Origin of the sequence: Nocardia brevicatena NBRC 12119, assembly GCF_000308495.1 — a bacterium.
Lineage (GTDB): Bacteria > Actinomycetota > Actinomycetes > Mycobacteriales > Mycobacteriaceae > Nocardia > Nocardia brevicatena.
In genome coordinates this window covers 81,170-107,558 of the sequence record NZ_BAFU01000023.1, presented here as the reverse complement: position 1 = coordinate 107,558, position 26,389 = coordinate 81,170, and the positions used below count along the sequence as shown (strand labels likewise).

The 26,389-nt window shown below is 68.1% G+C and carries 22 protein-coding genes and 2 tRNA genes; 8 read left to right on the top strand and 16 right to left on the bottom strand.

Annotation, left to right across the window (positions count from 1 at the left end):
* Nucleotides 1-455: 455 nt before the first annotated feature.
* From prmC to argS, 9 genes are all read right to left on the bottom strand, one after another.
* Nucleotides 456-1,328: a peptide chain release factor N(5)-glutamine methyltransferase gene (gene prmC, locus ON20_RS05380; RefSeq protein WP_040833813.1), complete on the bottom strand. Its 873-nt coding sequence runs from the start codon at nt 1,326-1,328 to the stop codon at nt 456-458.
* Between the two features lie 60 nt (nt 1,329-1,388).
* The gene (prfA, locus tag ON20_RS05375) at nt 1,389-2,468 is read right to left on the bottom strand and encodes a peptide chain release factor 1 (protein ID WP_040833812.1); all 1,080 of its coding nucleotides are present in this window, start codon (nt 2,466-2,468) and stop codon (nt 1,389-1,391) included.
* A gap of 96 nt (nt 2,469-2,564) precedes the next feature.
* Nucleotides 2,565-2,795 carry a 50S ribosomal protein L31 gene (rpmE, locus tag ON20_RS05370; RefSeq protein ID WP_040833811.1) on the bottom strand — a complete coding sequence of 77 codons (231 nt, stop codon included), beginning with the start codon at nt 2,793-2,795 and terminating at the stop codon, nt 2,565-2,567.
* Between the two features lie 815 nt (nt 2,796-3,610).
* The gene (gene rho, locus ON20_RS05365; RefSeq protein ID WP_040833810.1) at nt 3,611-5,620 is read right to left on the bottom strand and encodes a transcription termination factor Rho; all 2,010 of its coding nucleotides are present in this window, start codon (nt 5,618-5,620) and stop codon (nt 3,611-3,613) included.
* A 321-nt stretch (nt 5,621-5,941) separates the two neighbouring features.
* On the bottom strand, nt 5,942-6,886 hold the full coding sequence (gene thrB, locus ON20_RS05360; protein WP_040833851.1) for a homoserine kinase: 945 nt from the start codon (nt 6,884-6,886) through the stop codon (nt 5,942-5,944).
* Between the two features lie 25 nt (nt 6,887-6,911).
* Entirely contained in the window at nt 6,912-8,006 is a 1,095-nt protein-coding gene (gene thrC / locus ON20_RS05355) for a threonine synthase (RefSeq protein WP_040833808.1), read from the bottom strand.
* Nucleotides 8,003-9,358, bottom strand: coding sequence for a homoserine dehydrogenase (locus tag ON20_RS05350; protein WP_051161683.1), 1,356 nt, complete (start codon nt 9,356-9,358; stop codon nt 8,003-8,005). The genes thrC and ON20_RS05350 overlap by 4 nt, the downstream gene beginning before the upstream one ends.
* A 20-nt stretch (nt 9,359-9,378) precedes the next feature.
* Nucleotides 9,379-10,797, bottom strand: coding sequence for a diaminopimelate decarboxylase (lysA, locus tag ON20_RS05345; protein ID WP_040833807.1), 1,419 nt, complete (start codon nt 10,795-10,797; stop codon nt 9,379-9,381).
* 67 nt (nt 10,798-10,864) lie between these two features.
* Entirely contained in the window at nt 10,865-12,523 is a 1,659-nt protein-coding gene (gene argS / locus ON20_RS05340; RefSeq protein ID WP_040833806.1) for an arginine--tRNA ligase, read from the bottom strand.
* Nucleotides 12,524-12,615: 92 nt separating this feature from the next.
* On the opposite strand from argS, the gene ON20_RS05335 reads away from it, so the two are divergent.
* The 5 genes from ON20_RS05335 to ON20_RS05315 all read left to right on the top strand — a co-directional run bounded on the left by ON20_RS05335 (nt 12,616) and on the right by ON20_RS05315 (nt 16,826).
* Nucleotides 12,616-13,536 carry a thioredoxin-like domain-containing protein gene (locus ON20_RS05335; protein ID WP_040833805.1) on the top strand — a complete coding sequence of 307 codons (921 nt, stop codon included), beginning with the start codon at nt 12,616-12,618 and terminating at the stop codon, nt 13,534-13,536.
* Entirely contained in the window at nt 13,536-14,282 is a 747-nt protein-coding gene (locus ON20_RS05330; RefSeq protein WP_438803381.1) for a DUF305 domain-containing protein, read from the top strand. Before ON20_RS05335 ends, ON20_RS05330 begins: the two co-directional genes overlap by 1 nt.
* Nucleotides 14,283-14,385: 103 nt before the next feature.
* A tRNA-Arg gene (locus ON20_RS05325) sits at nt 14,386-14,458 on the top strand.
* Nucleotides 14,459-14,884: 426 nt separating this feature from the next.
* Nucleotides 14,885-15,397 carry an Rv0361 family membrane protein gene (locus ON20_RS05320; protein ID WP_245547065.1) on the top strand — a complete coding sequence of 171 codons (513 nt, stop codon included), beginning with the start codon at nt 14,885-14,887 and terminating at the stop codon, nt 15,395-15,397.
* 16 nt (nt 15,398-15,413) lie between these two features.
* Complete coding sequence (locus ON20_RS05315) at nt 15,414-16,826, top strand: metallophosphoesterase (protein ID WP_040833804.1); 1,413 nt, start codon at nt 15,414-15,416, stop codon at nt 16,824-16,826.
* A 43-nt stretch (nt 16,827-16,869) separates the two neighbouring features.
* Here the strand turns inward: ON20_RS05315 and ON20_RS05310 are convergent.
* Nucleotides 16,870-16,943, bottom strand: a tRNA-Cys gene (locus tag ON20_RS05310).
* A 119-nt stretch (nt 16,944-17,062) separates the two neighbouring features.
* Here ON20_RS05310 and ON20_RS05305 point away from each other — a divergent pair.
* Both ON20_RS05305 and ON20_RS05300 read left to right on the top strand, forming a co-directional pair.
* Nucleotides 17,063-17,635: a MarR family winged helix-turn-helix transcriptional regulator gene (locus ON20_RS05305; protein ID WP_051161704.1), complete on the top strand. Its 573-nt coding sequence runs from the start codon at nt 17,063-17,065 to the stop codon at nt 17,633-17,635.
* A 118-nt stretch (nt 17,636-17,753) separates the two neighbouring features.
* Nucleotides 17,754-18,800 (top strand): Hsp70 family protein, encoded by a 1,047-nt coding sequence (locus tag ON20_RS05300; RefSeq protein ID WP_040833803.1) that lies wholly within the window; start codon nt 17,754-17,756, stop codon nt 18,798-18,800.
* Between the two features lie 19 nt (nt 18,801-18,819).
* Here the strand turns inward: ON20_RS05300 and ON20_RS05295 are convergent, their stop codons facing one another.
* Entirely contained in the window at nt 18,820-19,596 is a 777-nt protein-coding gene (locus ON20_RS05295) for an enoyl-CoA hydratase (protein WP_040833802.1), read from the bottom strand.
* A 26-nt stretch (nt 19,597-19,622) separates the two neighbouring features.
* Here ON20_RS05295 and ON20_RS40445 point away from each other — a divergent pair, with 26 nt between their 5' ends.
* A complete protein-coding gene (locus ON20_RS40445; protein WP_368853918.1) occupies nt 19,623-20,414 on the top strand; it encodes a helix-turn-helix domain-containing protein in 792 nt (263 codons plus the stop codon).
* A 75-nt stretch (nt 20,415-20,489) separates the two neighbouring features.
* On the opposite strand, the gene mmsB is transcribed toward ON20_RS40445, so the two are convergent.
* The 5 genes from mmsB to ON20_RS05265 form a co-directional block, all read right to left on the bottom strand.
* Nucleotides 20,490-21,392 carry a 3-hydroxyisobutyrate dehydrogenase gene (gene mmsB / locus ON20_RS05285; RefSeq protein ID WP_040833801.1) on the bottom strand — a complete coding sequence of 301 codons (903 nt, stop codon included), beginning with the start codon at nt 21,390-21,392 and terminating at the stop codon, nt 20,490-20,492.
* A complete protein-coding gene (locus ON20_RS05280; protein ID WP_040833800.1) occupies nt 21,389-22,477 on the bottom strand; it encodes an enoyl-CoA hydratase/isomerase family protein in 1,089 nt (362 codons plus the stop codon). The genes mmsB and ON20_RS05280 overlap by 4 nt, the downstream gene beginning before the upstream one ends.
* Nucleotides 22,474-23,631 (bottom strand): acyl-CoA dehydrogenase family protein, encoded by a 1,158-nt coding sequence (locus ON20_RS05275; RefSeq protein ID WP_040833799.1) that lies wholly within the window; start codon nt 23,629-23,631, stop codon nt 22,474-22,476. The genes ON20_RS05280 and ON20_RS05275 overlap by 4 nt, the downstream gene beginning before the upstream one ends.
* Nucleotides 23,632-23,641: 10 nt before the next feature.
* A complete protein-coding gene (locus ON20_RS05270; protein WP_040833798.1) occupies nt 23,642-25,141 on the bottom strand; it encodes a CoA-acylating methylmalonate-semialdehyde dehydrogenase in 1,500 nt (499 codons plus the stop codon).
* 183 nt (nt 25,142-25,324) lie between these two features.
* Entirely contained in the window at nt 25,325-26,383 is a 1,059-nt protein-coding gene (locus ON20_RS05265) for a DUF2157 domain-containing protein (protein WP_040833797.1), read from the bottom strand.
* Nucleotides 26,384-26,389: the final 6 nt, after the last annotated feature.

The following is a 26,389-nucleotide window of genomic DNA, read 5'->3' as shown; positions in this document are numbered from 1 at the left end:
AAACGCGAGACGGGCCGCAACCCTTTGTGGTTCTCGTGACCTCGGGTATCGCCCTTCCTGCGCACCACCGCTGCGCGAGGGCGCTCCGGTCGGGGCCCGACCACAGTAAGACCCAGGGAAGATGCCGTGGACGCTACCCGGGCGCACTTGCTCAGGCTCTCGCGAGAACGTGTTTTCTCCGGCCGAGCGATTTCGACACGACTGTATCGCTCCGGTCGGTTCAGGACCGGGACGGGCCCCGACCATCGGGTGAGCCGGTCCGGGCAGTGTCGTGGACGCTGCTCACGGTGCACGGCTCGGGCTCTCATGAGAGCGCGCTTCTCCGGCCGAGCGATTCCGCAACGGTTATATCGCTCCGGTCGGTCGGAGCCGGGACGGGCCCGACCACTGAAAGGCCGCTCGAGAACGGTTGCGGTGGTGCGCTTCTCGGAGAAAGCCGCTCGGCGGACGGGGACTCATGTGCGGGTGGCGGCGACGAAGCGTGGCTTTCCCGCCAGATCGGGGTGTTCGACGATTCCGGCGAAGCGACCGTCGTCGGCCAAGAGTTTGGCCAGGAGCGCGCCATTGGTGTCGTCGTGCTCGATGGCGACGCCGCCGCCCGGGCGCAAGAGGCGCGCGATGGTCGGGATCATGGGGCGGATGACGTCGAGACCGTCGGGACCGCCGAACAGGGCGCGATGTGGGTCGTGGTCGAGGACTTCCGGCGCCAGGTCGGCACCTTCGGGAATGTAGGGCGGGTTGGCGACCACGATGTCCACCTGTCCGTCGCGCCCGGTGAGCAGCTCCGGATCGGTGACATCGCCGTCGTACAGCGTGATCGGGGTATCGCCCGCGGCGATACGGATATCGGCGTTGCGCCGGGCCCACCGCAGCGCGTCCGGATCGATTTCCACCGCGTGCACGTCCGCGTCCGGGCGGGCGTGGGCCAGGGCCAGCGCCAAGGCGCCCGAGCCGGTGCACAGATCCACCACGACGGGTGGGCGATCGTGCGGGACGGCCTCCAGATGCGCCAGGGCCCACGCGAACAGCAGCTCGGTCTCCGGGCGCGGGATGAAAACCCCCGGTCCCACCTCTAGGTCGATATCGCCCATGACGGCCTGCCCGGTCAGATGCTGCAGCGGAATCCGCGCGGCCCGTTGGGCGACCAGCTTCCGATAGTCGTCGAGCTGCTCGATTCCGATCATCGGATGCAGCATCAGCCGGGACCGCTCCACCGACAGCACATGCGCCGCGAGCTGCTCGGCATCCGCCCGCGGACTCGGCACACCCGCCACCCGCAGTGTTTCGGTTGCCTCGACGATAATCGGACGCAGCTGCGCGCGACTCATGCGCCCCTATCCTTCACTTCGCGATGCCCACCGGAACCGGATCGAAGCACGGATTCCGCCTTATTCGACCGCCATCCGGGCGGCCCGATCCGCAGTGGCCAGCGCGTCCAACAGAGCATCCATATCCCCGTCCAGCACCGCGTCCAGGTTGTGCGCCTTGAACCCGATCCGGTGGTCCGCGATCCGGTTCTCCGGGAAGTTGTAGGTGCGAATCCGTTCCGATCGGTCCACGGTGCGAATCTGATCCGCTCGGCCGGCCGCTGCCTCTCGGTCGGCCTCCTCCTCGGCGAGGGCCTGCAGGCGAGCGGCCAGCACCTGCATGGCGCGGGCCTTGTTCTGCAACTGGGAGCGCTCGTTCTGGCAGGTGACCACGATCCCCGTGGGCAGATGGGTGATACGCACGGCGGAGTCGGTGGTGTTCACTCCCTGGCCACCCTTACCCGAGGACCGGTAGACGTCGATACGCAGGTCGTTCTCGTCGATCTGCACCTCCTGCACCTCGTCGGGCTCGGGATAGATGAGCACTCCCGCCGCGGAGGTATGCACCCGTCCCTGCGATTCGGTGACCGGAACGCGTTGGACCCGGTGCACCCCGCCCTCGAATTTGAAGCGCGACCACACCCCGTCGCGGGCGGCGTCCCGGCTCTTGATCGACAGTGTGGCTTCCTTGTATCCGCCCAGATCGGAGATGGTCGCGTCGAGAATCTCGACCTTCCATCCGTGCCGCTCGGCGTACCGGATGTACATCCGGGCCAGGTCCGCGGCGAACAGGGCGGATTCCTCGCCCCCTTCTCCGGACTTCACCTCGAGCACCACATCGTCACCGTCGTGCGGGTCCCGTGGGGCCAGCAGATCGGTCAGGGCCTGCTCGAGTTGGTCGACCTGCGCCTCGAGTCCGGGCACTTCGGCCGCGAACGCGGAATCGTCGGTGGCCAGTTCCCGAGCGGCCTCGAGATCGTCCCGCGCGGCGGCCAGCTTCTTGTAGGTGGTCATCACCGGCGCGAGTTCGGCGAACCGCTTGCCCACCCGACGTGCCGCCCCCGGGTCGTTGTGTAGTGCCGGATCGGCCAGCTGCGTCTCCAACCCGGCATACTCTGCCAGGATGTCGTCGATAGCGGACGGTGCAGCTCGATCGGCCATGACGTGAACTCCTCCTCGAGGACTGATTCCGGATACGGCAGCAGATAAGCGCGGACGCCCGGCCCTGCCGAGCAGGTCCGGGCGTCCGCGGTGAAGCTACTTGGAGTCGGCCTTCTTACCGGCGCGCTTGCCGTACCTGGCCTCGAACCGCGCCACACGGCCACCGGTGTCCAGAATCTTCTGCTTGCCGGTGTAGAACGGATGGCACTGCGAGCAGACCTCGACGGTGATATGCCCGGATTCCTTGGTGGACCGGGTCTGGAAGGTATTGCCGCAACCACAGACGACCGTGGTCTCGACGTAGGGCGGATGGATTCCTGCCTTCATGGATGTCCTCTCGATATCGGTCGCCGGGTCGCCCGCGCAAGCGTCGGGCGTGAACCGGAACCGGACCAGGCGTACATCCGCCTTCGCTCGGGCCGGTCTCGGGCCTCGTTCCGCGGCCCGAGCTCCAGCCGGCCGGTGACGGACCGATGTCCGACACCACCCTCAGGCGGGATTGCCCGCGGGGATCCGCGGGCGCACGGCGATCCAGTATGCCAGAAGCACCGTTGCCCGCTATAACGCGCCCACCCACGCAGTTGTTCCCTCGCGCCGAGTTATCCCCGGTTGCTATCGACCCTGGAAATGGGGGCAGCGGCGAACGCGAAGACGTGAAACCCTCGAACGAGGTAGTCGGTTACTCACCAATGCGCGGCGGTTGTGTTCACAACCCGGGATCTGGATACGCATGGGGCATGAGGGAGATACACATGAGGAGCCGAATCGCTTGGACGGTAATGATCGCGCTGTTCTCGGCCGCCGCGGCGGGTCTGCTCACCGGCCCTCATCCCCACACCGCCATGCACACGGTTCCCATCCCGGAAAACGGAAGCACACCCACTGTGAGCACGAAATTCACTTCCGCACCGCCACCGGGCGGGTATCCGGATAGAACCGCACGCGATACCGCGCCTATCGCAGCACAGCCGCCGAGAACACCGCCGGCGACCGCCCTGGTGGCGTGGATTCTCCTGCCCCTCGTCGTGGGAGCCGCCGCTATAGGAGCGATATTCTTCGCCCCCGCTCCCGAAAACGACCGAGGGCCCCGCGTACACGGGACCCTCGGTGCGATTCGAACCGGTATGGAATTCCGGAGACGGCTATTCGTCCAACGCGCCCGGCGCGGTCTTGGACACCTGCATCAGGAACTCCAGGTTGTTCTTGCTCTTCTTGAGCCGATCGAGCAGCAGATCGATCGCCTGATGCGAATCCAGCCCGGACAACACCCGACGCAGTTTGTGCAGTACTCCGGCCTCGTCCGGGCTCAGTAGCAGTTCGTCCTTGCGGGTACCGGACGGATTGACGTCCACCGCCGGGAACACGCGGCGCTCGGCGATCTTGCGGTCGAGTTTGAGCTCGGCGTTACCGGTGCCCTTGAACTCTTCGAAGATGACCGTGTCACCGGTGGACCCGGTTTCCACCATGGCGGTGGCGATAATGGTCAGCGAGCCGCCGTTTTCGATATTGCGGGCCGCGCCGAGGAACCGCTTCGGCGGGTACAGCGCGGTGGAGTCGACACCACCGGACAGGATGCGGCCCGAAGCCGGCGAGGAGTTGTTGTAGGCGCGACCCAGTCGGGTAATCGAGTCGAGCAGCACCACCACGTCCTTGCCCATCTCGACCAGGCGCTTGGCCCGTTCGATGGCCAGTTCTGCGACCGAGGTGTGATCCGACGGCGGCCGGTCGAAGGTGGAGGCGATGACCTCACCCTTCACCGAACGCTGCATATCGGTGACCTCTTCGGGACGTTCGTCGACCAACACCACCATCAGGTAGCACTCGGGGTTGTTGGTGGCGATCGCGTTCGCGATGTCCTGCAGGATCGTGGTCTTGCCGGCCTTCGGCGGCGAGACGATCAGCGCGCGCTGCCCCTTACCGATCGGCATGATCAGGTCGATCACCCGGGTGGTCAGCTTCTGCTGCGTGGTTTCCAGGCGCAGCCGCTGGTTCGGGTAGAGCGGGGTGAGTTTGCCGAACTCGGGGCGACGCTTGGCCGCCTCCACATCGCTGCCGTTGACGGTGTCCAGCCGCACCAGCGGATCGAATTTCTGCCGCTGATTGGACTGTTCGCCCTCGCGCGGCGCGCGCACCGCGCCGGTGATCGCGTCACCGCGGCGCAGACCGTTCTTACGCACCAGGTTCATGGAGACGTACACGTCGTTCGGGCCCGCCAGGTAGCCGGAGGTGCGCACGAAGGCGTAGTTGTCCAGCACGTCGAGGATGCCCGCGACGGGCTGGAGCACATCGTCCTCGCGGATCTCGAGCTCGCGCGACTCGCCACCGTCGCGCTCGCGACCACGGCGCCGTTCCCGGAACCGGCGTCCGCGCCGACCGCGTCCGCCTTCCTCGTCGTCCCGTCCGCCGCCGGAGCCGCGCTGCTCGGTTTGGGTGGACTGGTTCCGGTCACGACGGCGTTCGCCCTGGTCGGTGTCCGGTTTACCGTCCTGTTTGGCGTCCGACCGGCCGTCCTGCTTGGCGTCCTCGGTGCGGGTGTCGCCGACGGTCTCGGTCCCGGCCTTGGCCTGCTCGCGGCCGCCCTGATTGCGCTCGCGGCGCTGCCGGCCCCGGCCGCGCTGACCTTGGTCGCGCCCGGATTCCTCGGCCTCGCCCGCCGGTTTGCCGGGGGTCTCGGCCGCTCCGTTGGTTTCCGCGGTCTTGCCGGTCTTGTGCCCGGCGTCCGCGGGCGTGCCCGGCGCGACGGACTCGGCTGCCGGCGCGGCCGCCTTGGCCGCGCGCCGCGCGGCCGGGGCCTCGGCCTGTTCGAGCGGCTGGGTTGGCAAAGCGTCCTGGGTCGGCTGCTCGGCAGTCTTGCGGGTGTTCTTGGGGGCGGACGACTTCGTCGCACGGGCTCTGCCCGCGGTCGCCGCCTGAGCCTGATTCTCCTTGATGGCGGCGATGAGATCGCCCTTGCGCATCCCGGAGGTACCTCGGATACCGAGCTCCCCCGCCAGTGCGCGCAACTGCGGCAACAACATTCCAGTCAGCCCCGATCGTGCGACGTCGGTGTATTCGCTCATCTTCGAAATCTGTCCGGAGTCACTTTCGCGGTCGCCCGAGGGTTGGGTGTCGGATTCCACCCCGGGTGTCGCGAGCAGGTCCGTATCTGTCACGGAGATCCTTTCCTTCCCTCGGCGGCCGTGTGCTGAGTCGAGGGTTCGTTCCGTAGTCCGAACGCATACCGGACTCGGATTTATAGCCGTACCGCCTGCTCCGCCGGGCCCGGAGGCTTCACCACCGGTGATGAATGGTGGGAGAGATCATTCCAGCTGCGTAGCTTCCGAAGCTGCGCAGCACCCCCATGGCCTGGAGGCTCGAGCCAGGAGCCTGCTGGAGCGATTGCCCTGATGAAGCACCGGCGTCTGATGCGCGCGATGTACGGACTCGCCCAGGATAGCTGCCCACTGTCGACCTCGGCAAGGTGGGCGCGCCCGTCAGCCCACCCGAACACCTTCGGCCAGCCCCGGCTCCACCACCCGCAGCCCGTCCGCGACCGCAAGGTCGCGAAGTTCGGCCGGGAACGGCTCGGTGCCGAGGGCCAACACGGTGGGCCCGGCGCCGGATACCGTGGCGGCGATACCGGCGGCCCGCAGCCGTTCGATCCAGGCCGTGGTCAACGGGAGCGCGGGTGCCCGCTGAGCCTGGTGCAGCCGGTCCTCGGTGGCGGAAAGCAGCAGGTCGGGCCGCTGGGACAGCGCGACCACCGCCAATGCGGCCCGGCTCACGTTGAACGCCGCGTCACAGTGCGGAACGCTTTCGGGCAGTAGGCCCCGGGTATGCGCCGTGGAGGAGCGATCCTCGGGGATCAGCACCACCGGGTGCAGTCTCGGATGGGCCGCCAACCGCACGGCGCGGTAGATCCGCTCGGGACTGTCGGCATCGTCGCCGGGCCGAGCGGTTTCGGTCCACGACACCACGATTCCGCCCAGCACACTGGCCGCGGCATTGTCCGGATGCCCTTCGAACTCCGAAGCCAACTGCACCAGCAGATCGGTGTCGACGGACAACTCGGAATCGAATTCGGCGGCCAGTGCGCACCCCGCGGCGAGCCCGCCCACCACGGCCGAGGCCGAGGAGCCGAGACCGCGCGAATGCGGAATCGCGTTCCGGCACACCACATCCAGGCCGTCGGCCCAGACCCCGGCTGTCTCCAGGCCGCGTTCGATCGCCCGAACCACCAGATGCGATGGGCCCCAGGGCACTTCGTCGGCGCCCTCGCCCTCCACGCGAACGGTGAGCCCGGAACCGGTACTGTGCACCTCGATCTCGTCGTAGATACCCAGCGCCATACCCAGCGAATCGAAACCGGGCCCGAGGTTGGCGCTGGACGCGGGAACCCGCGCGGTCACCGTGAGACCGGCAGGCAGGGTCCGGGACATGAGTTGGCTGTCGCGTGTGTCCAACTCAGGCCAGCTCGAGTTCGGTGGCCACCGCGACCGGGTCCACGGGGATCGGCCGCACCTGCGGCATCCCGGACAGCGCGGTGTCGGGGTCCTTCAGCCCGTTGCCGGTCACCGTGCACACCACGGTCAGGCCGGATTCCATCCAGCCTCCTTCGCGGGCGGCCAGCAGACCGGCCACACTGGCCGCGGACGCGGGTTCGACGAAAACGCCCTCGGTCGCGGCGACCAGCCGGTACGCCTCGAGGATCTTCTCGTCGGTCGCGGCCCGGAACGCGCCGCCGGACTGCTCCTTGGCCTCGACCGCGCTGTTCCATGAGGCCGGGGCCCCGATCCGGATGGCGGTGGCGACGGTCTCCGGGTCCTTGACCGGAGCGCCCTGCACCAGCGGCGCGGCACCCGCCGCCTGCACACCGAGCATCCGAGGCAGGGAATCGGTGATGCCGTCGGCCTTGTACTCCCGATAACCACGCCAGTAGGCGGTGATATTCCCGGCATTGCCCACCGGAAGCACATGCACGTCCGGGGCCCTGCCCAGCACGTCGCAGATCTCGAAGGAAGCCGTCTTCTGGCCTTCGATGCGGGCCGGGTTCACCGAGTTGACCAGGCCGATCTCCGGGAATTCGGAGGTGACCTTGCGGGCCAGCTCGAGGCAGTCGTCGAAATTGCCCTCGACCTGGATGATCTTCGCCCCGAGCATAACGGCCTGGGCCAGTTTGCCCATGGCGATCTTGCCCTGCGGGATCAACACCGCGCAGCTCATCCCGGCCCGAGTGGCGTAGGCGGCCGCCGAGGCGGAGGTATTGCCGGTGGAAGCGCACAGCACCGCCTTCTGACCGCGGTGCTTGGCGTCGGTGATGGCCATGGTCATCCCGCGGTCCTTGAAGGAACCGGTCGGGTTCAGACCCTCGACCTTCAGGTAGACCTCACAGCCGGTGAGCTCGGACAGATGCGGTGCGGGGACCAGCGGGGTGCCGCCCTCGTAGAGGGTGACCGGCTCCCAGTCGGCGCCGACGGCGAGCCGGTCACGGTAGGCCGCGATCAGCCCCGGCCACCTGGTGTGGGTTCCCGCCTGCGGCCGGACGCCAGTCGTACTCATTCTTCGGTGCCTTCCAATCTCAGAACACTGGTCACGGAGATGACGGAATCCAGTTCCGCCAGCGCGGATACGGTGTCCGCGAGCGCCGATTCCGTCGCGGTGTGGGTGACGACGACCAGCCGGGCGCCCTCCCCGTGTCCTTCCTGGCGCACCGTGGAGATGCTCACCCCGCGCTCGGCGAATTCACCCGCAACCGCCTGCAGCACACCCGTTCGGTCGGCGACCTGCAGATTCACGTGATAGCGGGTGGGCGTATCGCCGATCGGCGCAATCGGTAGCTCAGCATAAACCGATTCGCCCGGAGCACGACCACCGAAGAACTTGTTGCGGGCGGCCATCACCAGATCACCCAGGACGGCCGACGCGGTCGGCGCACCGCCCGCACCCTGGCCGTAGAACATGAGCCGGCCCGCGTTCTCGGCCTCCACCACAACCGCGTTGAACGCGCCGGACACCGCCGCCAAGGGGTGTTTGCGGGGAATGAGCGCCGGATACACGCGCACCGAGACCCGCTCCTTGCCGCCCTCCTCCGGGTTCGGCTCCCCCGGCCCGGCGGGGACCCGCTCGCAGATGGCGAGCAGTTTGACGGTGCAGCCCAGCGCGGTGGCCGTTTCCAGATCTTCGGCGGTGATCTTGGTGATGCCCTCGCAGTAGACATCGGCGGCGGTCACCCGGGTGTGGAAGGCCAGCGAGGCCAGAATGGCGGCCTTGGCGGCGGCGTCGTAGCCCTGGACGTCGGCGGTGGGGTCGGCCTCGGCGTAACCCAGCCGGGTGGCCTCGGCGAGTATGTCGTGGTAGTCGGCACCGGTCTCGTCCATGGCGGAGAGAATGAAGTTGGTGGTGCCGTTGACGATGCCGATCACCCGATGCACCCGGTCGCCGGACAGCGACTGGATCAGCGGCCGCACCACTGGGATGGCACCCGCCACGGCGGCCTCGAAGTACAGGTCGGCGCGGCTGCGCTCGGCGGCGGCGGCCAGTTCCCCGGTGTAGTCGGCCAACAGCGCCTTGTTCGCGGTGATAACGGATTTACCCGCCTCGAGGGCGGCCAGGATGAGCCGGCGCGGCAGGGCGATCCCGCCGATCACCTCCACGACGATATCCACATCGGGGCGGGCGACGAGCGCGTCGGCGTCGGTGGTCAGCAGTTCGGCGGGGATGCCGCGGTCGGCCGTATTGCGCACCGCGACGCCGCGCAACACCACCGGCGCGCCGACCCGGGAACGCAGGTCGTCGGCGTGGTCACGCAGGATGCGCACCACCTCGGTACCGACATTGCCCATACCGAGCACGGCCACCCCGATCGGCCGTTCGGACCCCCATCGGCCGTGTTCGGTGGTCGACTCGGTCATGGTCGCCCCTTTCGTCTCGCTCATCGGACCTCCAGGCTCAGCAGGTCCGCCACCGTCTCCCGACGCAGGATCAGCCGGGCTGCACCATCGCGCACGGCGACCACGGCGGGACGGGTCAACATGTTGTACCGACTCGACATGGAATAGCAGTAGGCGCCGGTCGCGGCCACCGCGATCAGATCGCCCGGACCGGCGTCGCCGGGCATCCAGGTGTCCCGGATGACGATATCGCCGCTCTCGCAGTGCTTTCCCACCACCCGGGCCATCACCGGAAGCGCCTGCGACGATCGTGATACCAGTCGGCAGTCGTAGTCGGCCTGATACAGCGCCGGACGGATGTTGTCGCTCATCCCGCCGTCCACGCTGACATAACGGCGGCGCAGCCCGCCGTCGAGGCAGACATCCTTGACCGTGCCGACCTCGTACAGCGTCACCGTGCCCGGGCCGGCGATGGCCCGTCCGGGTTCGACCGCGATTTCCGGCATCGGCAATCCGGCCCGTTCGGCCTCCCGAGCGACCAGGTCGCGCAGTTTACCGGCGAATTCCTGCAATACCGGTGGATCGTCCGAGGGTAGATATGAGATACCGAGACCGCCGCCCAGATCCAGCAGAGAGATCTGCGCGGTCCGTTCGACCCCGAATTTGTCGATGGCCTCGCGCAGCAGCCCCAGCATCCGGTGCGCCGCGATTTCGAATCCGTCTATTTCGAAAATCTGCGAACCGATATGGCTGTGCAATCCGACCAAACGCAGATTATCGGCATCGAAGACCCGCGCCAACGCCTCCATCGCATCCCCACCGGCAATGGAGAAACCGAATTTCTGGTCCTCGTGCGCGGTGGAAATATATTCGTGGGTATGCGCCTCCACCCCGACCGTGACGCGCACCAGCACATCCTGCACCGCCCCCGCGCGCGCCGCGACGGCCTCCAGCCGTTCGATCTCGACCAGCGAGTCGACCACCACGTGCCCGACACCGGCGGCCACCGCGGCCTCCAGCTCGGCGACGGACTTGTTGTTGCCGTGGAAGGCGATTCGCTCGGCGGGGAACCCGGCATGCAGCGCCACCGCCAGCTCACCGCCGGAACACACGTCCAGCGACAGCCCCTCGTCCCGAATCCAGCGCGCCACCTCGCTGCACAGAAAAGCCTTGGACGCGTAGTGCACCCGGGCACCCGGGCCGAACGCCTGCACCATATCCCGGCAGCGGGACCGGAAATCATCCTCGTCCACAACGAACAGCGGCGTGCCGAACTGTGCCGCCAACTCGGTCACCGGCAGGCCCGCGACCCGGACGACACCGTCATCGCCGCGGGTGGCGTTGCGCGGCCACACCTGGGCGGGCAGGTCGATCAGTTCCCGCGGATCGGCCGGACGCTCCGGCAGGCTGGGGGCGTGCGGGATCTCGGCGTGCCGGGGGCCGGCCGGATGCGCGCTCATCGGTCTTCCTTCCTCGTCCGACACCGGAAGAGTCGGGCGATGCGGTCGGGGGATGACGGTCGGACGCTCACATGCGCTCCGGCGCGGTGACACCGAGCAGGCCGAGGCCGTTCGCGAGCACCTGTCGAGTGGCGTTGACCAGGACGAGCCGGGCGGCGTTGACCGGGGTCACGGGGTCGTCGCCCTGCGGTAGGACGCGCAGGGCCTTATTGGTCTGAAACGCGTGATAGGCACCCGCGAGCTCCTCGAGGTAGCGGGCCACCCGGTGCGGCTCGCGCAGGGTGGCGGCGGCGGCGACCACCCGGGGGAACTCGCCGATCGTCCGGATCAGCGCGCCTTCCTCGTCGGCGGCGAGCAGCGCGAAATCCGGTACCACCCTGTCGTAGCCGAACGCTTCGGCATTGCGCGCGATGGAGCAGGTGCGCGCGTGTGCGTACTGCACGTAGTAGACCGGGTTGACGCTGTCCTGCTTCGCCCACAGATCCAGATCGATATCGATACTCGAATTCACCGAACTGCGTACCAGCGAATAGCGGGCGGCGTCCACACCGATGGCCTCGACCAGGTCGTCCAGGGTGACCACGGTGCCCGCCCGCTTGCTCATCCGCACCGCGACACCGTCGCGCAGCAGATTGACCATCTGGCCGATGAGGACCTCGACGGTATTCGGATCGTCGCCGAAGGCCGCCGCGGCGGCCTTCAGTCGACCGATATAGCCGTGGTGGTCGGCGCCGAGCATATAGATGCACAGATCGAAACCGCGCGACCGCTTGTCCTGGAAGTAGGCGATATCACCGGCGATATAGGCGGCCTTGCCGTCGCTTTTTATGACCACCCGGTCCTGATCGTCGCCGTATTCGGAGCTGGCGATCCACCATGCACCGTCCTTGGCGTACAGGTCACCGGAATCCTTCAGCTGCTCCACCGCGCGGTCCACCGCGCCCGAGGCGAACAGCGAACTCTCGTTGAAGTACACATCGAAATCGGTGCCGAATTCGTGCAGCGTTTCCTTGATATGGGCGAACATCAATTCGACGCCCTCGGCACGGAACAATTCCAGCCGCTGCGCCTGCTCCAGTCCGAGCGCCTCCGGATGGGCGGCGACGATCTTGTTCGCGATTTCGCCGATATAGGCGCCCGCGTACCCCTTCTCCGGGGTCGGCGCCCCGGTGGCGGCGGCGACCAGCGATTCGGCGAACCGGTCGATCTGCGCACCGTGGTCGTTGAAGTAGTACTCCCGCACCACCTCGGCGCCCTGCGCGGCCAGGATACGGCCGAGCGCGTCGCCGACCGCGGCCCAGCGCGTACCGCCCAGATGGACCGGACCGGTGGGATTGGCGGAGACGAATTCCAGATTGATCCGGGTACCGCGCAGCGTCTCGGCGGTGCCGTACGCGGCGCCCGCGCGACCCACCTGCTCGAGGATGGCGCCCTGCGCCGAAGCCGCCAGCCGGACGTTGAGGAAGCCGGGACCGGCCGGTTCGGCCGAGGCCACACCGTCGGCACCGTTCAGCGCCTCGGCCAGCCAGCCGGCCAGATCGCGCGGGTTGGTTCCGGCTTTCTTCGCGACCCGCATCGCCAGGTTGGTCGCATAATCGCCGTGCTCGGGGTTGCGCGGACGCTCCACATCGACCTTGTCGGGCAGGACGGCGGGGTCCAGTCCACGTTCGGCGAGAACCTTCGCCGCGGTGGCACGAAGGAGATCTGCAAGGTCAGCTGGAGTCACGAGTCTCTATCCTATGGTCCGGGCAGGTGCGCGCCGCGAGTGGGCACCGCCGCTCCGCACTGTCCATACACGGGAAGAGCGAGGACCAGTCGATGCCGAACAAGACCAGCGCCAAATCGGCGAAGGCCGTCAAGGCGGCGGGGAAGGTCGGCCCCGCTCGCAAGAGCGGCGGCACAGGGAGCGGCGGAAAGGCGAAGCCGCCGGGGATTCGCCGAATTCCGTGGCTCACCGTCGGCGCGGCCGTGATGATCATCGGGCTCATCGGCGCGCTGGCGGTCTACCTGGTCCCGAAATATCAGGAAAAGGCCGAGCTGGACAGATACACCCCCAGCGAGGCGCACAAGGACCCCTCCGACGGGATCGAGGGTGTGGCGAAGCGGGACTACCAGGCCGGTCTGCACATCGGCCCGGACCAGCGGGTCGCCTATGACCAGAACCCGCCGTTCGGTGGCCCACACGACTCGTCCTGGGCAACCTGTATGGGCACGGTCTACGACAAGGCGATCCGCGAGGAGAACGCCGTCCACTCCCTCGAACACGGTGCGGTCTGGATCACCTACAACCCGGACAAGATCGACGCCGCGGGAATCGAGAAGCTGAAGGACCGGGTCGAGGGCGAACAGTACATGATGCTGTCGCCGTATCCCGACCAGGAAGCGCCGGTCTCGCTGCAGTCGTGGGGCCACCAGTTGACCGTCGACAACGCCGACGACAAGCGGATCGGCCAGTTCATCACCGCGCTGCGGCTGAACCCCAACACCTATCCGGAGATCGGCGCGGACTGCTCGACCATCGTCTTCGACACCGAGAACCCGCCGCCGTACGACCCCACCCCGCCCGGACCGGACGCGGTCCCGATGGACGGCGGTGGTCTCGCCCCCGACCAGTCGGAACTGGGCGGTCTCTCCGGTATGCCCGGCCTGCCGCCCGGTATCCCCGGTGTGCCCGCCATCCCCGGAATGCCGGGCACGCTGCCCGGCGAGCCGCAGACCCCGGCGGGAACGGGCCGGTAGTGCCGGAACCCGACGAACGCACCTCCCCCGCACCGGCCGAGGCCGCCGTTTCGACGGATTCTCCGGACGCGCCGGTATCCGCCGATACCGGCCTGCGCGCACAGCTGCGCGCCCAGCACACCCCGCTGCTGGTCCTCGCCGCGATCGGGCTGCTGGTGCTCGGCTTCGCGGCCGGCGCGCTGGTGTGGGCGAGCGCGGACGGCGACCCCACCCCCACGCCCGGTCCGGTCGACATCGGATTCAACCAGGACATGTCCGCTCACCATGCCCAGGCCGTGGAGATGGCGGGGGTGGCACTCGTCCGTTCCACCGATCCCGATGTGCGCCGGCTGGCCTACGACATCCTCACCACCCAGCAGAGCCAGCTCGGCCGTATGCAGGGCTGGCTACAGCTGTGGGGCGCGCCGGCCCGCGGCGCGGACGGATACATGGACTGGATGGCCGGGCACGCACACGGCGATCACACCGGTCACGGCGCCGTCTCCGCGATGCCCGGTATGGCCGGCGACGAGGAACTCGCGGCGTTGCGCCGCGCCGAAGGCAGGGCCCTGGACGTGTTGTTCCTCCAGTTGATGCTGCGCCACCACCAGGGTGGCCTGCCGATGCTCGAATACGCCGCCGAACACGCGGAAACCGCCGTGGTGCGCGGGCTCGCCGAGAAGATGACCGCCACCCAGCAGGGTGAATCCCGACTGATTACCGATATGCTCACCGCCCGCGGCGGCAGCCCGCTCCCGCCGAACTGATCCGAGCCCCACCTGTACCGCGCGTTTTGGCGCACGCCCGCCGATGCGATACGCTGTGGTCCGCCCGATCGGCCGGCCCGCCGAGCCGATCGGATGGATCCCCGCCCTCGTAGCTCAGGGGATAGAGCGTCTGCCTCCGGAGCAGAAGGCCGCAGGTTCGAATCCTGCCGAGGGCACACACGACGACGGCTCCCGACCAGCTGATTACCGGTCGGGAGCCGTTCTCGTTCCCGCTCTCGGCCCGCATCGACGCCAGGAGATGGCACGGCCGCCCCATCCGAATTCCGCGCTACCGCCTCGGCGCCTCACCTTGCAAGCGGGTGTAGACCCTCGCCGTGACACCGGCGACAGCGCGCCCCACCGGTGAGTTTCATCCGCGTATACCGCCGCCGACTGCCGTAATCTGCGGAGGACATTCGGGAACGAAGGATGTGATCATGACCTACCCACCGGGGGGACAACCACCTCAGGGCATGCCTCCGTACGGACAGCAACCCCCATATGGGGGACAGCCGGGATACCCGCCACAACCCGGGATGCCACTCCAAGGCTTCCCGCCACAACCTGGGATGCCGCCGCAAGGCTTCCCACCGCAGCCGGGGATGAGTCCGCCGGGCGGTTTCCCGCCACCGGGTATGCCGCCGCAGCCGCGGAAGAACCGCACCGGGCTCATCATCGGCCTGGTCGCGGCCGGCTTGGTGGCCGTCGTAGGTATCGCGACCGTGGTGGTGCTCACCGTCCAGGGCCGAACTCCGATCGCGTCCGACGAGCAGCGGATCGAGGCGGCCATCCGCGATTTCTACGACACCCTGAGTAACGACGGTATGGCGGCCGCCGCCGCCATGGCCTGCAAGGCCGACCGTGACGAGTTCGACGACATGTCGGCCTCGGAGAAGGTCGAGATCGGACGGGCGGACTTCTCGGTCACCATCGAGTCGGTGGAGAACATCGTCATCACCGGCGATCGGGCGACCGCGCATGTCACCGGGCAGATGACGTTCTCCCTTCCCGGTAAGGACGAAACGAGTACCGATTCCGACGACAGCTCCGAGGAAACGTTGAAGAAGGAGGACGGCGAGTGGAAGGTCTGTTCCGGCAGCAATATGAATTCCTGACCGGGCCCGTCCGCCGGTGAACTGCTGCGGGCCGTCGCGCCGCACGGTACTGGGCGCGTCGGTTCTGGCCGCGCTGCTTCCCGGCGCCGCCCTGCCGCGCGCGGGCCGGGCAGCGGCCCAGGCACCGGTGACGGCCACCGATCTGGAGGTCGTCACGGTCACCGACCGGTCGGCGGTGCTCACCTGGACCAGCCGTGCCCTGGACGACACCCGAGTGCCGGTGGCCACTGAGGCCGAGGTACTCCTCGGGCCGGCCGACAGCCCGCGGGCACCGGTGCCGGTATGGGCGTCCGTCGAGTCGACGCCGTTTCACTACGCGCAGATAGACGGTCTGGAACCGGGCCGCACCTATTGTTTCGAGGCCCGGTCCGCGGGCGTGCGCGCTGTCGCCGCCCCGACGGTGACCACCCATCTGCCGGGTGCCCCGGAGGTCGTCGGCGAGTTCACCACGCTGGTTCCGCCGCCGGGCCGGCTGCTGCGCACCATCGCGCTGGCCAATGACGTGCACTACGGCGAAACCGTCAGCGGTCTGCTCGTGGACGATCTGCCGCCGGGTTTCCGGCAGGAGCCGGGGCTGCCGCCCTACCCGGAGGTCATGCTGGACGCGCTGCTCGACGATCTGCGCCGTCCCGACCGTGGGGCCACCACCCTGCTGCTGGCGGGTGATCTGACCGCCGAGGCCGCCCTCACGGATATGCGCGCCGTGCGGTCCCGACTCGACACCTGGGGTGTCGCGGACATCGACTACCTCGCGGTGCGCGGCAACCACGACCGCCCGCATACCGGTGCCGACTACACGAGCTGCCCGTCCGTGCCCGACGCACCGGATCACCACGACTGCTGGGCCGAGGTTTTCGGCGCGCGAGGGCAGTTGGTCGAACACGATCTCGGCGGGCTGCGTCTCCTCGGGCTCGACACCAGCGCCCTGGATGGTTCCGGCGGGGAACTGGATCCGGCGCAACTGGACCGGCTCGTCCGACTGTTGCGAGATGAACCCGACCGCCCCACCCTGGTCTTCGGTCACCACCCGGTGACCGCGGAATCGGGACTGACCAATCTCGGCGGGCCGGGTTTCGTACTGAACCGCGACGACAGCATCCGCCTGCAGGCCGCCTACGTACGCGCGCCCGGCGTTTTCCTGCACCACAGCGGCCACACCCACCGCACCCGCCGAACCCGACCCGATGCCCCGTGCGCGGTGGAGTTCCTGGAGGTCGCCGCGGTGAAGGAGTATCCGGGCGGATACGGCCTGCTGCGGATCTACGAGGGCGGGTACATGGTGAACTTCTACAAGACCCGCACCCCTGAGGCGCGGCGCTGGAGCACCCTCACCCGCGGTGAATATCTCGGCCTGTTCCCCGACTACACACTCGGCAGCTGGTCCGACCGCAATCACGTTGTGCAGCGGGATTTCTCCGGGCTCGGCTGAACCCGGAGCCGGTTGCGCCGACCAACAGACGGCCTGCCGGCTGTGGAGCGAGCGGCGGGAATCGAACCCGCGTGAACGGCTTTGCAGACCGTCGCCTAACCTCTCGGCCACACCCGCGTACCTTTCCATGGTGGCCGAGCGGCACCCGCATGCCGAGTGTTTCGTGCACCGTGATCGGAATCCGTGCCGACCGCGCCCGCACTCGCCGGTATCGGGCACATGCAATGATCAACGGCATGTCCCGCCCCCGCCCGTTACCGCTCGACCCGATCCAAGAGGCCCACCGCCAGTGGGTAGGTCACGGCTGGGGCGCGGTGGCCGACGGGATGGCGGCGGTGACGTCGCTGGTGCGGGCCCAGCAGATCGTCATGGCCCGGGTGGACGAGGCCTTGCGCCCGACCGGTTTGACCTTCTCCCGCTATGAGCTGCTCATGCTGTTGAGCTTCAGTTCGACCGGCGCGCTGCCGATGGCCAAGGCCAGCGCCCGACTGCAGGTGCACCCGACGAGTGTGACCAATACCGTGGACCGTCTGCAGGCGGCGGGTCTGGTGGTCCGAGTGCCACATCCGAGCGACCGACGGGCGACCCTGATCGAGATCACCGACGCGGGAAGGGAATTGGCCGCCGAGGCGACCGTCCACCTGAACGAACAGGTTTTCGACCGGCCGGGGCTGCCGCCGGACCGGTTGGGAACCCTGTTACAACTGCTCGCGGAGTTCCGCCACGCGGCGGGTGACTTCGATACCGGGTCGGAGCCGGTGCGCTGGACGGGAGCGCGCAGTGCGCAGTACACCGACGGCCCCCAATAGAGACCGGTCGGTCTTTTATATTCCCGGGGAGACAATCGGATAACAGCGGTGCATCCGAGCCGCAAATTTATCACCTCATTCACTTGGCAAGGTCACGCCCAGGGCGCACCATTGGTCCATGGTGCTGGTCCTAGGGGTATCGGCGGGTGCCGGAGGCGCACACGCCGTACTGACTCATTCCGATCAGCCGCACCTACCACCGATCGACTGCTGTCACGTCCCACTGCGTGCGGGGGCCGGCGTCGAGGAGCCGGTTTTCACCGCCATCCAGCGCATGCGCACCGCGGCCGGTCAGCGCGACGAGCTCATCACCGGAACCGCCGTGACCTGCCGCAGCGAGCGGCACGCGAACACCGTTCGGGCCGCGGCGGGCCGGATCCAACTCACCATCGTCGACGAACCGCTGGCCCAGCTGCGCTATCTGCGGTTCACCGGCGCCCTCACCGACGAAGGCAGGGTAGCCCTCTACGACCTGGGCAGCTCCGGCCTCACCCTCACCCTCGTCGACTGCCGTACCGATTCGGTCCTGCTCGACGCCCACAGCATCGCGCCCGGCGGCGACAACTTCGACACCCTGCTGTGCCGCCGGCTCGCGCACGAGGGGGTACGTATCGGCCAGGCCACCAGCCGCCGCCACCGGGAGGCCTTGAGCAGCAGCAAAGTGGTCACCGCGACGGATCTCGGCGGGTCCGCACGGGCGGTCATAACCCACAACGACCTTGCCGAGCTGTTCCCCGATGGCCTGCGGTACTCGGCGGAACTCCTGCACCGGATGACAGCGAAGGCCGAGGTCGAGCCCGACGCCCTGGTCCTGCTGGGCGGCTGCGCCCGCAATCTCGACCTGCGCATCCAACTGGCCGAGATCATCGACCTGCCGATCGTCTACGACGCCGAACCGGAATACGTCTCCGCCCGCGGCGCGGTCCTGATCGCGGCCGAACGCCCGGTCCCCGAGGTACGGATGGCCCGGATCGGAACCGGTATCCGAATGCCCCGGCAGACCTCGCCCGTCGGCCGCCGCAAACTCGTCGCCGCGGCCGCCGTCACGCTGGGCCTCGGGGCCACGGTGGCGGGCCTGCTCACCGCCCAGGACGGCTCGGCGCAACCCGGGGACACGCCGCGGACCACCAAGGTCGTGGGCATCCCGTCCGGCCCCGAACGCTGATCCGGGGCCGGAAACCCGCTCAGCGGTTGATGAACTTCGCGGGCCGCTTCTCCACGAAGGCCGCCATACCTTCCTTCTGGTCCTCGATGGCGAACAGCGAGTGGAACACCCGGCGCTCGAACCGCAGCCCCTCGCTCAGCGTGGTCTCGAATGAGCGGTTCACCGCTTCCTTGGCGACCATGGTCACCGGCAGCGACATGGACGCGATGGTCGCGGCGACCTCGAGGGCGGTGTCGAGCAGCTCCGCGGCGGGCACGATCCGGGATACCAGCCCCGCCCGCTCGGCTTCCTCGACATCCATATTGCGGCCGGTCAGCACCAGGTCCATGGCCTTGGCCTTGCCGATCGCCCGAGTCAGCCGCTGCGAACCACCGATACCGGGGATAACGCCCAGCTTGATCTCCGGCTGCCCGAACTTGGCGGTATCCGCGGCGATCAGGATGTCGCAGATCATGGCCAGTTCACAGCCGCCGCCCAAGGCGTAACCGGCGACCGCGGCGATGGTGGGCTTGCGAAACTGGGCCAACCGGTCCCAGCGGGCGAAATAGTCGTCCATGAACATGTCCATGTACGACCTGGGTTGCATCTCCTTGATATCCGCGCCCGCGGCGAAGGCCCGCTCGGAGCCGGTGATCACCACCGCGCCGGTCCGCTCGTCACGCTCGAGTTCCTCGAGGGCCGCGATGACGTCGTCGAGGACCTGGGCGTTCAGGGCGTTGAGCGCCTGCGGGCGGTTCAGCGTGATGAGGCCGACCTTGTCCTTACGCTCCAGCAGAATCGTCTCGAAGTCGGTCACAGCGCATCCTCACGGTCGAAACGGTCATGATCACCGGTGACGATACCTCGGCCACGGGCGTGAACGGTGCGGTGGTTCGGATCGCTCAGGGTGAGTCGCCACGTTCACATATCCGGCCGGGCCGTGATGTGCTCGATCCGGGCGCCCACCCGGTCGACCATCGCGGCGGTTCCCGTATATCCGCGCCCACCGGAGGGTCGACGTCCAGGTGTCGCGGGTACCGGCCGTCGTGGGCATGTACCGCCACAGCAGATCCATTTCGAAGATTCCTCGCACTGGGTGGGCCAGGCACCCCTGGAACACCCTCAGAAACCACCGTTCACCACGGGGGCTGCCGAAAGGCCCGTACGCGAGCAGGTTTCGCCCCTCCCCACCGCGACATACCGAGGCCCGGTTCCGCTTCGGTGCCTGCACGGCGGGCAACTCGCCCGTCCCGGCACAGGGCAGTAGTTCGAACGCCGACTCGGCCAGTGCCCGGGCATCGCAGCAGAACACGTCGAGACCGCCGCCGCCCCAGAGTTTCCCGGTCGCTGGATGAGCACATCTCCCGCGTCTCGCCGACATACCGCGTGCACCCGTGGCGGAGCCGTTACGAACTCGAGGCCGAGGTGCGGCGACAATGCAAGGAACTCGGCCTCACCCGAGCCGAGCTCGCCGCCCGCACCGGCCTGAAGCAACCCGCGGTCGCACGATTCGAAGCCGGCGGCACGGAGGCCTACGATTCCGATGCCGGAAAGGTACGCCGAGGCGCTACACATGCGCCTCAGCGTTCGATTCGACCCCCGCTGCCAGGCGGGTTGGGCAGAAACTCGATGTGATACCCCGTCTCCACCGCAATGGTGGAGACGGGGTATCACATCGGTATGGCTCTGACCGGCAGGTTCGGGCCGGACCTACTCGGACGAACCGGCGTTCTCGCTCCGCTCCCGAATCTCGGTGATGATGGCGGAGAAATCCCGGTCGGCGGAACCCTCGTTGAACCGGGTGTAGATCTCGGCGGCCAACTGCCCGAGTCGTCCGTCGACCCCGCCGGCGCGCAACGCCTCCACGGCCAGACCGAGGTCCTTGGCCATCAGGGCGGTGGCGAAACCGGGCTTGTAGTCGTTGTTGGCCGGGCTGGTCGGCACCGGACCCGGCACCGGGCAGTAGGTGGTCAGCGCCCAACTCTGCCCCGACGCGGTGGAGACCACATCGAAGAACGACTGATGGCTCAACCCCAGCTTCTCACCGAGTACCAGGGCCTCCGACAGCGCGATCATCGACACGCCGAGCAGCATGTTGTTGCAGATCTTGGCCGCCTGGCCGACCCCGGACGCACCACAGTGCACCACCTTGGCACCCATCACCTCGAGCACCGGCAGCGCCTCGGCGAAATCGACCTCCGCGCCGCCGACCATGAAGGTGAGCGTTCCGGCCGCCGCACCTGCGACACCACCGGAAACCGGTGCGTCCAACGCCCGGTGACCCGCCGCCACCGCCGCAACGGCCGCGGCCTTGGCATCGGCCACGTCGATGGTCGAGCAGTCGATGAACAATGTGCCCGGACGGGCGGCCGACAGCAGCTCGGCGTACACATCGCGCACAAGCTTGCCGTTGGTGAGCATCGTGATGACGATATCCCGGTCGACGACCGCGGCCGGACCGGAATCCACCAGGGGGACGCTGTCGGCGCGGGCCTGCTCCCGCGCGGCCGGCGACGGGTCGAAGGCGCGGACATCGTACCCGGCCTTCACCAGGTTCGCCGCCATCGGCCCGCCCATGTGGCCGAGGCCGAGGAAACCGATCGTCTTGCTCATGGCTGTTCCTCCGGTGTCGTCAAACCCAGTTCCCGCGTGCCCAATTCGGCGAAATACGCGTCGACCTGCTCGGCGGTCACCTCGTCCAGGGTGGGCGGTGACCAGCTCGGATCGCGGTCCTTATCGATGACCTGGGCGCGAATACCCTCGACCAGATCGTGTGAGGCCAACGAGGCGATCGAGACCCGATACTCCTCGTTCAACACCGCCTCCAGGCTGTCGGCACCCCGAGCCGAACGCAGGGACCGCAGCGTGACCTGCAGCGCTACCGGGGATTTCGACAGCACGGCGGTCGCCGCGGTCGCCGCCTCCGAAGCCTCGTGGGCATGCAGCCGGGCAACGATCTCGGAGACCGAGTCGGCGCTGTAGCAGGCGTCGATCCACTCGCGCTGCGCCAACAGCTCCGATTCCGGTGCGGCCGTGGCGAACTTGGCGATGGCGATATCGGCCGTCTCGGTCCGCAGCGTGGTGAGCAGGGCCGGGACCTGGTCGGCCGGAACGTAGTAGTCCGCGAAACCGGCGGCGATGGCGTCGCCGGCCTTCATCCGCGCAGTGGTGAGCGCGATATGCGTACCGATCTCACCGGGCGCCCGTGACAGCAGGTAGGTGCCGCCCACGTCGGGAATGAAGCCGATACCGACCTCGGGCATCCCGACCGCCGACCGTTCGGTGACGATCCGGTGGCTGCCGTGCGCCGACAGTCCGACCCCGCCGCCCATCACGATGCCGTCCATCACCGCCACATATGGTTTCGGGTAGCGGCCGATCAACGCGTTGAGGATGTACTCGTCGCGCCAGAACTTCCCCGTCGCCGAATCCGCCGCGGAACCGACGTGCCCGGCGGCCTGCTGCTCTTTGGCATCGTGGTGGATGGCGACGATATCGCCGCCCGCGCACAGGCCCCGCTCCCCGGCTCCGGTGATCGCCACCGTACGCACGGAGTCGTCGACCGCCCAGGCCCGCAACTGCTCGGTGATGGTGAGTGCCATCGCGTGAGTGAGCGCGTTGATGGCCTTGGGACGGTTCAGGGTGATGAGTCCGAGTCCGTCACGCTGTTCGATCAGGACTACGGGTTCGTCGCTCATGCTGCTCCTTGTGCGTTCCGGGCGGCCATCATCGACCGGGCCACCACCATCCGCATGATCTCGTTGGTGCCTTCCAGGATCTGATGCACCCGCAGATCCCGGACGATCTTCTCCAGGCCGTACTCGGCGAGGTAACCGTAACCGCCGTGCAGTTGCAGCGCGGTATTGGCAACCTCGAAGCCGGCGTCGGTGGCGAACCGTTTGGCCATGGCGCACAGCTCCACCTTGTCGGGGGTGTCCGCGTCCAGCGCCGCCGCGGCCCGCCACAGCAGGGTGCGGCCGGCCTCCAGTTTCGTGCGCATATCGGCGAGTTCGAACTGCAGGACCGGGTTGTCCAGCAGCGGCGCGCCGAACGCCGAGCGCTGCGCCAGGTACAGCACGGTCTTGTCCAGGGCCGTCTGGGCCCCGCCCACCGAACAGGCCGCGATATTGAGGCGACCGCCGTTGAGTCCGTTCATGGCGATCCGGAAACCGTCGCCCTCGGCGCCCAGCCGGTTGGCCACCGGCACCCGGGCGTCGGTGAGGATCACCTGCCGGGTGGGCTGGGCGTTCCAGCCCATCTTCTTCTCGTTCGCCCCCACCGAGAGACCGGGGGTGTCGGCGGGCACGATGAGCGCGGAGATACCGCGCGGACCCTCGCCTCCGGTGCGGACCATCATCACGTACAGGTCGTTGGACCCGGCACCCGAGATGAACTGTTTGGAACCGTTGAGCACGTAGTCGTCCCCGTCGCGCACCGCCTTGGTGGCCAGGGCCGCGGCGTCCGAACCTGCGCCCGGTTCGGTGAGAGCGTAGCTGCCCAGCAGTTCCATGGACGTCATCCCGGGCAGCCAGCGGCGGCGCTGTTCGGCGTCGCCGTAGCAGTCGATCATCCAGGCCGCCATATTGTGGATGGAGATATAGGCGGCCACGGCCGGGCATCCGGTGGCGAGTTGTTCGAAGATCCGCACCGCGTCCAGCCGGCGCAGCCCGGAGCCGCCGAACTCCTCGCCCACATAGATACCGCCGAGCCCGATTGCGCCCGATTTGCGCAGCACATCCACCGGGAAGTGTTTGCGCTGGTCCCATTCCACGGCATGCGGGGCCAGGAATTCGTCGGCGAACTCACGGGCGGTATCGCGGATCGCGCGCTCGTCGTCGTCGAGTGTGAACATGGACGCGACCTCAGTCCATGGTCGGGATGACGAAGCTGTTGCTCTCCTTCAGACCGGCGGGCCAGCGCTGGGTGACCGTCTTGGTCTTGGTGTAGAAGCGGATGGAATCGGGACCGTGCTGGTTCAGGTCACCGAAACCGGAGCGCTTCCAGCCGCCGAAGGTGTAGTAGGCGATCGGCACGGGGATGGGAACGTTGACGCCGACCATGCCCACCTGCACCCGGGAGGCGAAATCGCGGGCGGTGTCGCCGTCGCGGGTGAAGATCGCGACACCGTTGCCGTATTCGTGATCATCGGCCAGCCGCAGACCCTCCTCGTAGTCCTTGGCGCGGACCACGCTGAGCACCGGGCCGAAGATCTCATCGGTGTAGATCTTCATCTCGGGGGTGACCTTGTCGAACAGGGTGGCGCCCACGAAGTAACCGTCCTCGGCGCCGTCGACGGTGAGGCCGCGGCCGTCCACCACGAGCTCGGCGCCCTCGTCGATACCGATCTGGATGTACCTGTGCACCCGGTCCACGGCGTCGGCGCCGACCAGCGGGCCATAGTCTGCGCCCGGCTCGTCGGAGCGGCCGATATTCAGCTTGTGCACGCGCTCGGTGAGCTTGGCGACCAGCCGGTCGGCGGTCTCCTCGCCGACCGGGACGGCGACCGAGATGGCCATGCAGCGTTCGCCGGCCGAACCGTAGCCGGCGCCGATCAGCTGGTCGGCGACATCGTCGAGGTCGGCGTCGGGCATAACGATGGCGTGGTTCTTGGCGCCGCCGAAGCACTGGGCGCGCTTGCCGTTGGCGGTGGCGGTTTCGTAGATGTACTGGGCGATGGGGGTGGAGCCGACGAAGCCGACGGCCTTGATCCGCGGATCGTGCAGCAGGGTGTCGACGGCCTCTTTGTCGCCGTTGACCACGTTGAACACACCCGCCGGGAGCCCCGCCTCGAGGAATAGCTCGGCCAGGCGCAGCGGCACCGAGGGGTCGCGTTCGGAGGGCTTCAGAACGAAGGCGTTACCGCAGGCCAGGGCGGGTCCGGCCTTCCACAGCGGGATCATGGCCGGGAAGTTGAACGGGGTGATACCGGCGACCACGCCGAGCGGCTGACGCATCGAGTAGACGTCGATGCCGGTGCCCGCGCTCTCGGTGTACTCGCCCTTGAGCAGGTGCGGGATGCCGATCGCGAATTCGACCACTTCGAGACCGCGCTGGATATCGCCCTTGGCGTCGGCGATGGTCTTGCCGTGTTCGCTCGACAGCAGCGCCGCCAGGGAGTCCATTTCGGCGTTGACGAGGTTCAGGAACTTCATCAGGACCCGGGCGCGCCGCTGCGGGTTGACCGCCGCCCATTCCGGCTGCGCCGCGGCGGCATTGGCGATGGCGGCCTCGACCTCGGACGCGGCGGCCAGCGGCACGCGGGCCTGCACCTGGCCGATATTCGGGTCGTAGACATCACCGAACTTGCCGGACGTGCCCGGGACGTGCTGCCCGCCGATGAAATGAGTGAGTTCACGAACCATGCGAATCCTGCCTCGGGTAGACGGTGGTGGAGTACGGCGCTGTCGTCGATCTACCACGCGAAGATCATTTGCGGGCATCCGATAATTGGACGTCCAAGCAAAAATATACACCGGGGCGCTCCCGGACACCAGAGCCCCGGAAACTACCCCCGCAACCCGCGCCGGCGTGTCCCGGCGCGGGTGTCAACTCGGCTTCGCCACCCGGGTGAGCAGGACGCTACCGATCCCGAGCACCACCGCACCCGCGACGAGAACCGCGCCCGCCGCGCTGACCGAGCCGTCCGTCCAATACCAGACCGCCTCGGCGGCGGCCAGCGACAGCGCCACCGAGCCACCGAGAACCAGCACCGGAGAACGGTCGGTGGCGTAGACGGCGAAACACACCACCGCGAGCAACGCGGTGAGCACGGACGCCGTGACGAGTTCGGTGAACAGATCGGTGACCTGGGCTCCCCACAACGCCACCATGATCCCCACCGCGTAACCGGCCCAGCGCTCGAGGACCGCCCCGAGCCGGGCGACCCCGAGCCACACCGAACCGAGTACGAAGAAGCCGATGCCGATCAGATCGTCATCGATACCCCAGAGTTCGGTCGACACCCCGCTCAGCGCGGCCACGGCGAAACCCGCGCAGACCAGCACTCCGACCAGCGACGGGAACGCCGCGTAACCGATCACCCCGACAACCAGGCCGGCCAGACACCCGTACACCCAGGCGAAATCGGCGCCACCGTCGTCGATACCGGAACCCACCGCGGCGGCGACACCCGCCGTGGCCAGCGCGAACAGGACAACCGCCAGCCGAGTACGGGAGGTATGGCCGGTATCGCGAATCCGGCGGCGCGCGGCACCGAACAGGGCCGCCGGCCCACCCGCCAGAGCGACACCCGCCGCGGCCAACCCCAGCGCCACGAGCGCGAACAGCGCCACCCGGCCGATACGCGCCATATCCTCCCACGATGCCGCCAGCAGCAGGATGAACCCGCTCAGCAGCAGACCGGCGCCCGCGTAGGCGGCGATCTCGGAGAGTAGTTTGGCCGGTGTCGGCGGCGGCCGGTCCTCGGTCAGGGCCGTGACCACCGCGTCCAACTGGGATTCGGTGAGCACCCCCTGATCGACCAGACCGCGCAACGCGGCGGGGGCGCCGGCATCGCGAGCGGATGGCGCGGACGCTGTTTCGGGTGTTTTCTCCGACCCCGACACCGGCTGTGACGCCTTGGGCGCCGAATCCCGTTCGGCCACGGAACC